Raw genomic sequence first — 13,296 nt, forward strand, 5'->3', positions numbered from 1 at the left:
GCGCTGGGCTGCGAAGCAGCCCCGCGCAAGCAAGCCACAACCTCAGCGCAGGACGTCGACGATATCAGCGACCGTACTCAACACGTCCTTGCCCAACTGCATCGAGCGTTTGCCTGACCAGCCGGTGTGCAGGTCGGGCGCGTCGTCGTTATCCTTGAATGGCATTTCCAGGGTCAGCGACAGGCAGTCGTATTGTTGGCCTACCGCGTTGCAAGCCAGGGTCATGTTGGCTTCGCCCGGCAGGTCGCGGGTGTAGCCGTAGGTGGTCTGGAAGTCGCGGGTCAGCGCGCTCAGGTGGCCGCGGAAGTGTTTTTCCAACGCCTCGATGCGCGGGGTATAACCGGGGTTACCCTCGCAGCCCGCGGTGAACACGTAGGGAATTTCCTCGTCACCGTGGATATCGAGGAACAGGTCGACGCCGTACGTTTCCATTTGCTGCTGTACGAACAGCACTTCCGGGCTGATCTCCTGGCTGGCGCTCTGCCAGGCACGGTTAAGGTCCTGGCCCATGGCGTTGGTGCGCAGGTGACCGTGGAAGGCGCCGTCCGGGTTCATGTTGGGCACCAGGTACAGGTCGGCGACTTTCAGCAGTTTTTTCAGCTCGGCGTCACCGTCCTGCTGCAGGCGTTCGATGATGCCCTCCATAAACCATTCGGCCATGTGCTCGCCAGGATGCTGTTGGGCGATGATCCAGATCTTGCGGCGGCCTTCGCCGCCTTTGCCGCGACGTAGCAGTTGGATATCACGGCCTTCGACACTTTTACCGGTGGCCAGCAGCTTCGTGCCGGCACGGCTCAGGGCCTTGTCGATCAATGCGTCGTGGCGCTCGCGGCTGTAGGGCTCGAAGTAGGCAAACCACGCGTGTTTCTCGCGGGTTTCGAGGCTGATGTGCAGGATTTCCCCATCAAAGCGCGAAGGCACCCGGAACCAGTTGATATGGTCGTAAGAGGCCACGGCGTTGTAGCCGCTCCACGCGTGCGGGTAGGAAGACTTGCTCGCGTTGCTCAGGCGGAACGTGTGGGTGTGGCCCACGTGCATGCCTTCGGCCTTGAAGTGGAACCACTGGAAGTGTGGGCTGCGCGTGTCGGGTTTGATTGCCAGCAACAACTGATAGGCATCGTGGGCATCCAGTACCTGGATATTGCCACTGTCGAAGTCGGTGCTGATTTTGATGGAGGTCAAGGCCACGGTCATAGTCTGGGTGCCTGAATATGAGTGTTGTGGCGCCATATTACACAGGAGTCTGGTAAAGGCTGGACGCAAAATTGTTGCTGGGGGAAGGGGGGGCGTCATCCGTGACGCCGCCGCAGCTTAGAATCTATGAGATTGATTCTCAAGCGCTATTTCGCAAAGATGTGAGCCAGAGCGCTCGACCGACTTTCTTTCGGCGATGGTCTTTTGCTACCATGCGCGCCATCGAGCAACACACAGTCTTCATTAGCCTGAAGCCATGCCGGGGAAACCGGCAAAAAAAAGACCCGGCCAAAGAGCCGGGTCAAAAACCGTGATTAGCCTGATGAGGAGATATTCCAAGAGTCCGACCTAAGGTCCCTTGGTCTATCGACTGATCTCGCGATCAGCTGAACCCAATAATAATCATTATCATTTGCAAGTCAAATGTTTTTATCCGTGAGATAGAAATATTTTTCTTCCGCGCCGGTTACCCGTTTGCCTGAGCCACTGGCACCTGCAACGACCGCTCCACCATCGCCTTCGCCATATCAATCAAATACACCACTGAAAACGCCAGGTCACGATGATTGCCCTGATGGCTGCTTGCTGATTCATAGGCGGTGGCCGCGGCGCTGCGCAGCAGGTCTGAAGCGTGTATCAGGGCTTCCTCCTGGCTGATGCCTGGCTTGAGGGTGAATAGGGCTCCATCCGGAAATGATTCCGAACTATCTTCTTTCAAGTAAAAATCCAGCGCGCGCTTGGCGGCACCGCTATGGCGCAGGTCGTGCAGTTCAGTGTCTTCAGCGGTTTCAGGCAGGAGGTTGGGGCTGGTCGTCATGGGGGGCGGTACTCCGGATGGGTGTCGAAAACCTTATGTCCGATGATAGTACGTATCGTATTTATGTCGTTTTATGGATTACTACAAACTGTTTATTGCCCTGAAAACTCCATGACGTATTGTCAGCCCCATGGATAACTGGATTGCGTTGGTCAGGACCAACATGGAAGACCGCAAGGTCACACAAGGGGAGTTGGCCGAGCGCTTGGGCATGTCCCAGGGCGGCGTTGGCCATTGGCTCAACAAACGGCGGGCGCCAAGCCTGGTGGACATGAACCGGGTCCTGGCGGCGCTGGGGCTGGGGTACCTTGAAGTCGCACTGGATATCCGCGAGCGGGCCGAGGAAGCCCCACCGGAGAAAAACTACAACCCGTATTACCGCTACCCGGTCAGCGATTGGAGAGGGGTGTGCGAGGTGCGCGAAGAACGGGCGCCTTATGGCGTGTCCCGCTTCGAACTGACGGATTATCACGCCCAGGGCGACGCCTTTTGGCTGCCGGTCACAGGCGACGCCATGACCGCCCCCAGCGGCCTGAGTGTCAGTGCGGGCATGATGATCCTGGTAGACCCGGCCATCGCGGCCGAGCCCGGCAAGCTGGTGGTCGCCCAATGGGCCGAGAGCCCACACGCGACCTTCCGCCAGTTGCTGGAAGAGAGCGGCCAGCTTTACCTGGTGCCGCTCAATCCCACCTACCCGAAACGGCTGTTCACTGAAGAATGCCGCATCCTCGGCGTGGTGGTTCAAGCCACGGCGAAGTTCTAGCCAGCCGTTTCGAGCTCCACCAGCGCGCAACCTTCTGCAACCATTTCACCTTCCTGGCAGAACAGCGCCTTGACCACTCCAGCCTGGGGCGCGCGGATACTGTGTTCCATCTTCATGGCCTCCAGGACCACCAGTGGCGTGCCGGCCTCCACGTTTTGTCCGACCTCCACCAGCACTCGCACGATGCTGCCGTTCATCGGCGCGGTAAGGCCGCCTTGGTGGGACTGGTTGGCCTCGACTGCTGCAATCGGGTCGAACAGCGTTGCCGCCTGCATCTCGCCGTCCCAGCGCAGATACACCGTGTGGCCATGGCGCACCGCCAAATGGCTGCGACGCACGCCCTGTTGCTCGATCAGCAGCTGTTCGCCGCGTAGCTGGGCGCCGTCCGCGGCCAGAGTGACCAGCCGATCCTGGCCGTTGCAGCTCAAATGCAGCGAAACCTCGGCCGGCAACCCAGCACGAAACCCACGCTTATCCGCCCAAGGCCCTTCACCCGGCGGCAAACTCTGGATGTAGGCCGCGCCTGCGGCTTGCCAGAATTCATCGCCCAGTTCCCCGGGCGCCGGCAGCAAATCGTCCTGATATCGCGGAATAAACCCGGTATCCAACTCGGCCGCCGCGAACGCCGGATGCCCGATAATGCGCCGCAAAAAGCCCAGGTTGGTCTTCAGCCCGCCCACGGCAAACTCATCCAGCATGCCCAGCAACCGCAGCCGCGCCTGTTCACGGTCCTCGCCCCAGGCAATCAGCTTGCCGAGCATGGGGTCATAGAAGGGCGACACGCTGTCGCCTTGCTCGACGCCACTGTCCACCCGGCAGCCCGGCCTTGGCGTGGATTCGCGGTACAGCGCGAGATGCCCGGTAGCCGGCAGGAAATCATTCGCGGGGTCCTCGGCATACAGTCGCACTTCGATTGCATGGCCGATCAGCGGCACCTGCTCCTGGGTGATCGGCAAAGCCTCGCCCTGGGCGACACGAATCTGCCAGGCCACCAAATCCAGTCCGGTGATCGCCTCGGTCACGGGATGCTCCACCTGCAGCCGCGTGTTCATCTCCATGAAGAAGAACTCGCCGCGCGCGTCCAGCAAAAACTCCACCGTACCGGCGCCGACATAACCGATGGCCTGTGCTGCACGCACGGCAGCTTCGCCCATGGCCTTGCGTTGTTCAACGCTCAACCCCGGCGCGGGCGCTTCCTCGACCACCTTCTGGTGGCGGCGCTGGATCGAGCAGTCGCGTTCATTGAGGTACAGGCAATGCCCATGCTGGTCGGCAAACACCTGGATCTCCACATGACGCGGCTTGAGCAGGTATTTTTCCACCAGCATCTGCCCATTGCCGAAGGACGACAGCGCCTCACGCTGGGCCGACGCGAGCGCCTCGGCCAATTGGCTGACGTCCTCGACCACCTTCATGCCTTTGCCGCCGCCACCGGCTGTAGCCTTGAGCAGCACGGGGTAGCCGATGCGTTCGCAGGCGGCGCGGAAGGTGTCCAGGTCCTGAGCTTCGCCGTGATAACCCGGCACCAGCGGCACACCGGCGGTTTCCATCAGGGCCTTGGCCGCCGACTTGCTGCCCATGGCATCGATCGCCGAGGCGGGTGGGCCGAGGAAGATCAAGCCAGCGGCTTCAATGGCGCGGGCAAACCCGGCGTTCTCCGACAAAAAACCGTAACCCGGATGAATCGCCTGGGCGCCGCTGGCCTGGGCGGCGGCGATCAGTTTGTCGATTTGCAGGTAACTGTCAGTGGCCTTGCTGCCCCCCAGGTCGACACGAATATCCGCCTCGCGACTGTGACGCGCATCGCGGTCGATGGCGCTGTGCACCGCCACGGTGGTCAGGCCCATCGCCTTGGCGGTGCGCATCACCCGGCAGGCAATCTCGCCTCGGTTGGCCACCAGCACGGTCGTCAATGTTGTCATGAACGCGGCTCCTGAGGCTGCCAGCTCGGTGGACGTTTTTGCAGGAAGGCGCGCAAGCCTTCCTGGCCCTCGGCGCTCACGCGAATGCGCGCAATGGCGTTTTCGCAGTAGCGGCGCAAGGCCGGGGTGAGGGCGCCGTTGCCCACTTCGCGCAGCAAGTCCTTGCTGGCGCGCATCGCCGCCGGGCTGTTGTGCAGCAGGTTGGCGATCCACTGTTCGACCTGACGGTCCAGCTCGCCAATCGGGTAACTCTCTGCCAGCAAACCGATGTCCCGCGCGCGTTGGCCGCCAAAGCGCTCGGCGGTCAGGGCATAGCGCCGCGCCGCGCGTTCGCCGATGGCTTGCACCACGAACGGGCTGATCACGGCCGGCGCCAGGCCGATGCGTACTTCCGACAGGCAGAACTGCGCGTCATCCGCGCCAATTGCCATGTCACAGCAACTGATCAAGCCCAGCGCGCCACCGTAGGCTGCGCCTTGCACTACTGCGAGGGTCGGGATTTTCAGCTTGGCCAGGTTGTACATCAGCTCCGCCAGTTCGCGGGCATCGTCCAGGTTGGTGTGGTAGTCCAGCTCGGCCGATTGCTGCATCCAGGCCAGGTCGGCACCGGCGCTGAAGTGTTTGCCGCGCCCGCGCAGCACCAGAAAACGCAGGGACGGATCGCCTTGCACCTGGTCGAGGGCGATGATCAGTTCGCGGATCATCTCGGCATTGAACGCGTTGTTCTTGGCTTCACGACTAAGCCACAGCGTGGCAAAACCACGGCTGTCGGTGATCAGTTCGAGGGTATTGAAATCGCTCATGGGGTACGGCTCCATTTACATGCGGAACACGCCGAAGCGGCTCGGCTCGATGGGGGCATTCAGCGAGGCGGACAAGGCCAGCGCCAGCACGTCACGGGTCTGCAACGGGTCAATCACGCCGTCATCCCACAGGCGCGCGCTGGAATAGTAGGGGTGGCCCTGGGTGTCGTACTGGTCGAGGATCGGCTGCTTGATTGCCGCCTCTTCTTCGGCGCTGAATCCCACGCCCGCGCGTTCGGCCTGCTCGCGCTTGACCTGCACCAGCACACCGGCCGCCTGCTCGGCGCCCATCACGCCAATGCGTGCATTCGGCCACATCCACAGGAAACGTGGGTCGTAGGCGCGGCCACACATGCCGTAGTTACCCGCGCCAAAGCTGCCGCCTATGATCACCGTAAACTTCGGCACCTTGGCGCAGGCCACTGCGGTGACCAGCTTGGCGCCGTGCTTGGCGATGCCACCGGCTTCGTACTTCTGGCCGACCATGAAGCCGGTGATGTTCTGCAGGAACAACAGGGGAATGCCGCGCTGGCAGGCCAGCTCGATAAAGTGCGCGCCTTTTTGCGCGGCTTCGGCGAACAGAATCCCGTTGTTGGCCAGGACCGCAATCGGGTAGCCGTGCAAGTGCGCAAAACCGCACACCAGGGTGGTCCCAAACAGCGCCTTGAACTCATCGAACACTGAACCGTCGACCAGGCGTGCGATCACTTCGCGCACATCAAAGGGCTGCTTGGCGTCGGCCGGGATCACGCCGTACAGCTCTTCGCTGCTGTACAGCGGCGCCACGGGCGGGCGTTGCAGCAACTCGCCCTGTTTGCGCCAATTGAGGTTGGCCACGCTGCGGCGGGCCAGCGCCAATGCGTGTTCATCGCTGTCGGCATAGTGGTCGGCTACGCCGGAGACCTTGCAGTGCACATCGGCACCGCCGAGGTCTTCGGCGCTGACCACTTCACCGGTCGCGGCTTTCACCAGCGGCGGGCCGGCGAGAAAGATGGTGGCCTGGTTGCGCACCATGATCGCTTCGTCGGCCATCGCCGGCACATACGCGCCACCGGCAGTGCACGAGCCCATCACCACGGCGATCTGCGGGATGCCTTGGGCGCTCATGTTGGCTTGGTTGAAGAAGATCCGCCCGAAATGCTCGCGATCGGGAAACACTTCGTCCTGACGCGGCAGATTGGCGCCGCCGGAGTCCACCAGGTAGATGCACGGCAGGCGGTTCTGCTCGGCAATGGTCTGCGCGCGCAGGTGTTTTTTGACCGTGAGCGGGTAGTAGGAACCGCCTTTCACCGTGGCGTCGTTGGCGACGATCATGCATTCGACGCCTTCCACGCAGCCGATCCCGGCAATCACCCCAGCGGCCGGTACGTCTTCGCCGTACACCTGATGGGCGGCCAGTTGGCTGAGTTCAAGAAACGGCGAGCCGGGGTCGAGCAAGCGATTGATGCGCTCGCGAGGCAGCAGTTTGCCGCGCGAGGTGTGCCGCTCCTGGGCCTTGGCGCCGCCGCCTTGTTGCACGTGGGCGAGCAGGGTGTGCAGGGCGTCGACCTGTTGGCGCATCGCCGCGCTGTTGGCGGCAAACTCCGCCGAGCGGGGGTTGAGCTGGCTGTGCAAGGTGGCCATGGTGCGCTCCTTCAGCGGGTTTCGTTGAAGAGTTCGCGACCGATCAGCATCCGGCGGATCTCACTGGTGCCGGCGCCGATCTCATACAATTTGGCGTCACGCAGCAGGCGCCCGGCCGGGAATTCATTGATATAGCCATTGCCGCCCAGGATCTGGATGGCATCAAGGGCCATTTGCGTGGCGCGTTCGGCGCTGTAGAGGATCACCCCGGCCGCGTCCTTGCGCGTGGTCTCGCCACGCTCGCACGCCTGGGCCACCGCGTAGAGGTAGGCGCGGCTGGCGTTGAGTTGGGTGTACATGTCGGCGACCTTGCCCTGGATCAGCTGGAATTCGCCGATGCTCTGGCCGAACTGCTTGCGGTCGTGGATGTAGGGCACGATCAGGTCCATGCACGCCTGCATGATCCCGGTGGGGCCGCCGGACAGCACCACGCGCTCGTAGTCGAGGCCGCTCATCAGCACTTTGACGCCGCCATTGAGCACGCCGAGGATGTTTTCCTGCGGCACTTGCACGTCATCGAAAAACAGTTCGCAGGTGTTGGAGCCGCGCATGCCCAGTTTGTCGAACTTGTTGCTGCGGCTGAAGCCTTTCCAGTCGCGCTCGACAATGAACGCGGTGATGCCGTGAGGGCCCTTTTCCAGGTCGGTCTTGGCGTAGATCACATAGGTGCTGGCGTCGGGGCCGTTGGTGATCCAGGTTTTGCTGCCGTTGAGCACGTAATGATCGCCGCGTTTGTCGGCGCGCAGTTTCATCGAAACCACATCGGAGCCGGCATTCGGCTCACTCATGGCCAGGGCGCCGACGTGTTCGCCGCTGATGAGTTTGGGCAGGTAGTTGAGTTTTTGTTCGTGGTTGCCGTTGCGGTTGATCTGGTTCACGCACAGGTTGGAATGCGCGCCGTAGGACAGCGCCACTGACGCCGAGCCCCGGCTGATCTCTTCCATGGCCACCACGTGGGCCAGGTAACCCAGGCCGGCGCCGCCGTACTCTTCCGGCACGGTGATGCCCAGCAGGCCCATATCGCCGAACTTACGCCACAGGTCGGCGGGGAACAGGTTGTCGATGTCGATCTGGGCCGCGCGGGGCGCGATTTCCTTGCCCACGAAGGACTGCACCTGGTCGCGCAGCATGTCGATGGTTTCACCGAGGGCGAAGTTCAGGGACGGGTAACTCATGACAGGCACCTTAATGTGAGCATTGTTTTTGTGTGGAGGGCGCGCCAGGGGAGGGCGCTCACCTTTACGTTAACGTAAGCTTGCGTTGCGGCGCTGTCAATCGTAGTTTACGTTTACGTCAACCTACAAAAAAGACAACAGGGGTCGTTATGGATCAATCGAATCAGAGCTACAGCCGTGGCCCTCAGGACAAAGCCTTGCTGGCCATGACCATCGGCCAGGCCTTTGATCGCACGGTTGCGCGTCATCCTGACGGCGAGGCCCTGGTGGTGCGCCACCAGCAGCTTCGCTACACCTGGCGGCAGTTGGCCGAGGCGGTGGATGTACACGCCCGCGCTTTTCTTGCCTTGGGCATGCAGGCCGGCGACCGCCTGGGTATCTGGGCGCCCAATTGCGCCGAGTGGTGCATCAGCCAGATCGCCAGTGCCAAGCTCGGGGTCATCCTGGTCAATATCAACCCGGCCTACCGCAGCAGTGAACTGGACTACGTGCTCAAGCAGTCCGGCTGCCAGTGGCTGGTGTGTGCCGGGTCGTTCAAGACTTCCGATTACCACGCGATGCTGCAGGCGCTGAAGCCGGACCTGCGCGGCATGATCAGCCTCGACCCCAACCCGCCACCGGGATTCCTGCCCTGGTCGCAGTTGGCAGCGCGCGGTGCAGGCATCCCGCTCGAGCAACTGCATGCCCGCCAGGCCGCTTTGCATTTCGATCAACCGGTGAATATCCAGTACACCTCCGGCACCACGGGCTTTCCCAAAGGTGCCACCCTCAGCCATCACAACATCCTCAATAACGGCTACATGGTCGGCGAAAGCCTGGGCCTCACCGCGCAGGACCGCCTGGTGATCCCGGTGCCGTTGTATCACTGCTTCGGCATGGTCATGGGCAACCTCGGTTGCATCACCCACGGCACCACCATGATCTACCCGAATGACGGCTTCGACCCGCTGCTGACCCTCGCCGCCGTCGCCGAGGAGCGCGCCACCGGCCTGTACGGCGTGCCCACCATGTTTATCGCCATGCTCGATCACCCCCGCCTGGGCGACTTTGACCTGTCCACCCTGCGCACCGGCATCATGGCCGGCGCCACGTGCCCCATCGAAGTGATGCGCCGGGTCATCAGCGAGATGCACATGAGCGAGGTGCAGATTGCCTACGGCATGACCGAGACCAGCCCGGTGTCCTTGCAAACCGGAGCGGATGACGACTTGGAACGCCGCGTGACCACCGTCGGGCGCACCCAGCCGCAGTTGGAAAACAAGATCATCGACGCCGATGGCAATACGATTGCGCGCGGCGAGATCGGCGAGTTGTGCACCCGTGGCTACAGCGTGATGCTCGGCTACTGGAACAACCCCGACGCCACCCGCGAGGCCATCGACGACGCCGGCTGGATGCACACCGGTGACCTGGCGAACATGGACGCCCACGGCTACGTGTGCATCGCCGGGCGCAACAAAGACATGATCATTCGCGGCGGCGAGAACGTGTACCCGCGTGAGCTGGAGGAGTTTTTCTTCACCCACCCGGCGGTGGCGGATGTGCAGGTCATCGGCATTCCGGATGAGCGCTACGGTGAAGCCATCGTCGCCTGGATCAAGTTCCATCCCGGCCATGTGGCCAATGAGCTTGAGCTGCAAACTTGGTGCAAGGGCCGCATTGCGCACTTCAAGACGCCCAAGCACTTCAAGTTCGTGGAGGCATTCCCCATGACGGTCACGGGCAAGATCCAGAAATTCCGCATGCGCGAAATCTCCATCGAAGAGCTGCGCACGCAGTCTCAATAACACCACAGAACCCATGTGGGAGGGGGCTTGCTCCCTCACATGTTGGCTGCGGTGAATCAACACATGAACGAAACGCAGAAAGCACAAAGGGGACCCGAGGGTCCCCTTTAATTTGTCGTTGCGTGCTCTTTTTTTATTATTGAGGGGCGGTCTATTGTTGTTTTTGGCAACCGTTACCCTTTACCGCTGTTTTTGGCGACCCCCATTCGGGGTCAAGAGCAAACGTATTTTTTTGAGCGCTGATCTGCTTCTTCGTTATCGATCCAACCAGTGGGTAGCTACCTGAGGTAGTTTTATTTTTCTCTAACCGGTTGCGGGTTTCGGCACGCCGTACCCAGCGAAGCACATCTTCTCCAAAAAAATCTGTTAGCTGCGTCTCTGCCGTGTTGTTTTTGTTATGTCAGAGTCGTTTCGTCTTATTTTTATTAGGCTTGGTGCTTTTTATTCTTGTTATGCCATAGAGATAGCAGAAGCCGTGCCAACTTTTAAAAAGTCTTTAAAATCAAGGGTTTGATTTTTTTGTGGGAAATATCCTGCGGCAAATACGACAAAATATGTTCCCGTGTTACTCGATGTGTAGGCGTGCGGTAACACATTGTCACGGCTACGCTACTCAACCGGTGTTACGCGCCTTGGCCACGCGCGACCCGGTGGGTCGGCCCAACACGTTGCTGATTTGCTGGCCCGCGGCAATCAATGCCTGCAGGTCGATACCGGTCTCGATGCCCAGGCCGTTTAGCAGGTACAGCACATCTTCGGTGGCGACGTTACCGCTGGCGCCCTTGGCGTAGGGGCAGCCGCCGAGGCCCGCGATAGAGCTGTCGAACACCGCGATGCCCTCCAGCAGGCTGGCGTAGATATTCGCGATAGCCTGGCCATACGTATCGTGGAAGTGCCCCGCCAGCTTGTCTCGTGGCACCTGCGCGCCGACCACCTCGAACAGCCGCCGCGTGGCGCCCGCCGTGCCGGTGCCGATGGTGTCGCCCAGGGACACTTCATAGCAGCCCATGGCATACAACTCCCGCGCGACCGCCGCCACTTGCGCCGGCGCAATCTCGCCTTCATACGGGCAGCCCAGCACGCACGACACATAACCTCGCACGCTGATTCCGTGCTGCCTGGCCGCCGCCATGATCGGCGCAAAGCGTTCCAGGCTTTCGCTGATGGAACAGTTGATATTGCGCTGGGAAAACGCCTCGGACGCGGCCGCAAACACCGCCACTTCCTTCACGCCGGCTGCCAATGCGTCCTCGAAACCGCGCAGGTTCGGCGCCAGGGCACCGTAGGTCACGCCGGGCCTGCGCTGGATCTGCGCGAATACCTCGGCCGAGCCGGCCATCTGCGGCACCCACTTGGGCGAGACGAAACTGCCGACTTCGATATAGCTCAAGCCGGCAGCGCTGAGTGCGTCCACCAACCGGACTTTGTCCGCAACGCTGATAGGTTGGGCTTCGTTCTGCAGGCCGTCGCGCGGGCCGACTTCCACCAGGCGTACGTGTGAGGGGAGGGACATGGCAGTTACCTTCTGATCAATGGCCGGCCTGGCGCAGGGTGGTGGCCAGGGCTTGGGTGCAGCGCTCTTCGGCGGTGTCCAGTTCCAGCTTCATCTGTTCGATATCCAGCAGTTGCTGTTCCAACTGCTCACGGCGCTCGGCGATTTTTGCCAGCATGCTGTTGAGTTGCACATGGTTGCCGCTGGCGGGGTCGTAGAGTTCGATCAGCTCGCGGCATTCGGCCAGGGAAAAGCCGATGCGTTTGCCGCGCAGGATCAGCTTGAGACTGACCTTGTCGCGGGCCGAGTAGATACGCTCCTGGCCCCGGCGTTCCGGGGCCAGCAGCCCTTGTTCCTCATAGAAGCGAATGGCGCGCGTGGTGATGTCGAGCTCGCGGGCGAGGTCGGAGATGCTGTAGGTCGTGCTCATGGTAGTGCCCGAGAAGATGTCTTGGGCGCTAAGCTAATGGCTGCTTGACGTTAACGTCAAGGGTCGCGCTCTTGTAGTGAGTGGGCTTGCCCCGCGCTGGGCGGCGAAGCCGCCCCAAACCAGGCGACCTGGGTTTATCTGGGACTCGGTGGTGTCTTTTCTAGGGCGGCTTCGCCACCCAGCGCGGGGCAAGCCCGCTCACTACAAGTTAGGGTTGTTTGCCGTCCAGTTTCTTTTCGTGCGCCGTGACCTGCTGGCACAACTCAATCATCTGCTCGCGCATCCAGCGGTTGGCCGGGTCCTGGTCGGTGCTTTCGTGCCAGTACAGGTGGGTTTCCACCGGCGGCACATCGTTGACCGGCAGGTTGAACCAGTGCAGTTCGTGGCGGCGGGCGAAGCGTTCGGGCACGGTCATGACCATGTCGGTCTGCTGCAACACTTGTGAAGCCATCAGGTAATGCTGGGAGCGCAGGGCGATTTTGCGCTGGATGCCCATCTTGCCCAAGGCCAGGTCGACGTGGCCCAAGCCGTTGCGGCGGCTGGAGATATGGATATGGGTCAGCGACAGGTAGTCATCCAGGGTCAGTTTGTCCTTGCCGGCCATGGGATGGCCCTTGCGCATGGCGCACACGTAGCGGTCTTCCATCAGCTTGACGTGGCGCACCTGCGGATCGGTGTTCAACGGCGCATCCACGGCGAAGTCCAGGCGCCCGGCGGCGAGTTCCTTGGTGGTCTCGCGGCGTTTGGACAGGAAACTCTCGATCACCACGGTGGGCGCCAAGCGGCGCAGGCGCTGAAACAGCAGCGGCAGGATCACCGCCTCGGTGAGGTCGGTCATGCTGATGCGGTAGGTCTTGGCCGCCTGCTGTGGGTTGAAAATGCGGCTTTCCTGTACCGACACCCGCAGCAACGACAACGCATTGCGCACCGGGCCGATGATGTTCTGCGCCATCGGCGTGGGCACCATGCCTTGGGCGGTACGCACGAACAGCGGATCGTTGAAGGTCTCACGCAGACGGGCTAGCGCGTTGGACACCGCCGGCTGGGTGATGCCGACAATCTGCCCGGCGCGGGTCAGGTTGGCTTCGGTGTAGATCGCGTCAAAGACGATAAACAGGTTGAGGTCGACCTTGCTCAGATTCATTGCGTAGCGCTCTTATTGTTAGGTGGCCATACGTCGATCATATATCGGTGATGAATGTTAATACACGCCGAGAATAGGCTAGGTAAATTATCAACGCTGTTCTAGCATCGATTGCATGACCTAAACAACCTCTCAGAGAAGGGAGC

The 13,296-nt window shown here is 61.4% G+C and carries 11 protein-coding genes; 2 read left to right on the forward strand and 9 right to left on the reverse strand.

Annotated elements, in window-relative coordinates; genetic code table 11:
• Positions 1–42 precede the first annotated feature (42 nt).
• Entirely contained in the window at positions 43–1,194 is a 1,152-nt protein-coding gene (locus AC3ZU9_RS04250; RefSeq protein ID WP_043205559.1) for a M14 family metallopeptidase, read from the reverse strand.
• Positions 1,195–1,660: 466 nt separating this feature from the next.
• Positions 1,661–2,011 (reverse strand): DUF6124 family protein, encoded by a 351-nt coding sequence (locus tag AC3ZU9_RS04255; protein ID WP_122811599.1) that lies wholly within the window; start codon positions 2,009–2,011, stop codon positions 1,661–1,663.
• A gap of 130 nt (positions 2,012–2,141) precedes the next feature.
• Here AC3ZU9_RS04255 and AC3ZU9_RS04260 point away from each other — a divergent pair, with 130 nt between their 5' ends.
• Complete coding sequence (locus AC3ZU9_RS04260; protein WP_093541475.1) at positions 2,142–2,774, forward strand: LexA family protein; 633 nt, start codon at positions 2,142–2,144, stop codon at positions 2,772–2,774.
• Here the strand turns inward: AC3ZU9_RS04260 and AC3ZU9_RS04265 are convergent.
• The 4 genes from AC3ZU9_RS04265 to AC3ZU9_RS04280 are packed head-to-tail and all read right to left on the reverse strand — an operon-like array spanning position 2,771 to position 8,297.
• Complete coding sequence (locus AC3ZU9_RS04265; protein WP_490090350.1) at positions 2,771–4,696, reverse strand: acetyl/propionyl/methylcrotonyl-CoA carboxylase subunit alpha; 1,926 nt, start codon at positions 4,694–4,696, stop codon at positions 2,771–2,773. The genes AC3ZU9_RS04260 and AC3ZU9_RS04265 overlap by 4 nt on opposite strands.
• Positions 4,693–5,499 carry a gamma-carboxygeranoyl-CoA hydratase gene (locus tag AC3ZU9_RS04270; RefSeq protein WP_046035554.1) on the reverse strand — a complete coding sequence of 269 codons (807 nt, stop codon included), beginning with the start codon at positions 5,497–5,499 and terminating at the stop codon, positions 4,693–4,695. The genes AC3ZU9_RS04265 and AC3ZU9_RS04270 overlap by 4 nt, the downstream gene beginning before the upstream one ends.
• A 15-nt stretch (positions 5,500–5,514) precedes the next feature.
• Positions 5,515–7,122 (reverse strand): carboxyl transferase domain-containing protein, encoded by a 1,608-nt coding sequence (locus tag AC3ZU9_RS04275; RefSeq protein ID WP_046035553.1) that lies wholly within the window; start codon positions 7,120–7,122, stop codon positions 5,515–5,517.
• 11 nt (positions 7,123–7,133) lie between these two features.
• Positions 7,134–8,297, reverse strand: coding sequence for an isovaleryl-CoA dehydrogenase (locus AC3ZU9_RS04280; RefSeq protein ID WP_043205557.1), 1,164 nt, complete (start codon positions 8,295–8,297; stop codon positions 7,134–7,136).
• Between the two features lie 149 nt (positions 8,298–8,446).
• Here AC3ZU9_RS04280 and AC3ZU9_RS04285 point away from each other — a divergent pair, with 149 nt between their 5' ends.
• Positions 8,447–10,084: an AMP-binding protein gene (locus AC3ZU9_RS04285; RefSeq protein WP_490090351.1), complete on the forward strand. Its 1,638-nt coding sequence runs from the start codon at positions 8,447–8,449 to the stop codon at positions 10,082–10,084.
• Positions 10,085–10,697: 613 nt separating this feature from the next.
• Here the strand turns inward: AC3ZU9_RS04285 and AC3ZU9_RS04290 are convergent.
• From AC3ZU9_RS04290 to AC3ZU9_RS04300, 3 genes are all read right to left on the reverse strand, one after another.
• A complete protein-coding gene (locus tag AC3ZU9_RS04290) occupies positions 10,698–11,597 on the reverse strand; it encodes a hydroxymethylglutaryl-CoA lyase (protein ID WP_046035551.1) in 900 nt (299 codons plus the stop codon).
• Between the two features lie 16 nt (positions 11,598–11,613).
• Positions 11,614–12,006 (reverse strand): MerR family transcriptional regulator, encoded by a 393-nt coding sequence (locus AC3ZU9_RS04295; RefSeq protein WP_012725007.1) that lies wholly within the window; start codon positions 12,004–12,006, stop codon positions 11,614–11,616.
• 208 nt (positions 12,007–12,214) lie between these two features.
• A complete protein-coding gene (locus AC3ZU9_RS04300) occupies positions 12,215–13,150 on the reverse strand; it encodes a LysR family transcriptional regulator (protein WP_012725006.1) in 936 nt (311 codons plus the stop codon).
• Positions 13,151–13,296: the final 146 nt, after the last annotated feature.

The sequence above is a fragment of the Pseudomonas sp. A39 genome, assembly GCF_058145955.1.

Excerpts from the sequence above, each read along its gene's own strand:
- AC3ZU9_RS04275 (WP_046035553.1), bottom strand. The coding sequence starts at position 7,122 with ATGGCCACCTTGCACAGCCAGCTCAACCCCCGCTCGGCGGAGTTTGCC.
- AC3ZU9_RS04285 (WP_490090351.1), top strand. The coding sequence starts at position 8,447 with ATGGATCAATCGAATCAGAGCTACAGCCGTGGCCCTCAGGACAAAGCC.
- AC3ZU9_RS04265 (WP_490090350.1), bottom strand. The coding sequence starts at position 4,696 with ATGACAACATTGACGACCGTGCTGGTGGCCAACCGAGGCGAGATTGCC.
- AC3ZU9_RS04290 (WP_046035551.1), bottom strand. The coding sequence starts at position 11,597 with ATGTCCCTCCCCTCACACGTACGCCTGGTGGAAGTCGGCCCGCGCGAC.
- AC3ZU9_RS04295 (WP_012725007.1), bottom strand. The coding sequence starts at position 12,006 with ATGAGCACGACCTACAGCATCTCCGACCTCGCCCGCGAGCTCGACATC.
- AC3ZU9_RS04250 (WP_043205559.1), bottom strand. The coding sequence starts at position 1,194 with ATGACCGTGGCCTTGACCTCCATCAAAATCAGCACCGACTTCGACAGT.
- AC3ZU9_RS04280 (WP_043205557.1), bottom strand. The coding sequence starts at position 8,297 with ATGAGTTACCCGTCCCTGAACTTCGCCCTCGGTGAAACCATCGACATG.
- AC3ZU9_RS04255 (WP_122811599.1), bottom strand. The coding sequence starts at position 2,011 with ATGACGACCAGCCCCAACCTCCTGCCTGAAACCGCTGAAGACACTGAA.
- AC3ZU9_RS04300 (WP_012725006.1), bottom strand. The coding sequence starts at position 13,150 with ATGAATCTGAGCAAGGTCGACCTCAACCTGTTTATCGTCTTTGACGCG.
- AC3ZU9_RS04270 (WP_046035554.1), bottom strand. The coding sequence starts at position 5,499 with ATGAGCGATTTCAATACCCTCGAACTGATCACCGACAGCCGTGGTTTT.
- AC3ZU9_RS04260 (WP_093541475.1), top strand. The coding sequence starts at position 2,142 with ATGGATAACTGGATTGCGTTGGTCAGGACCAACATGGAAGACCGCAAG.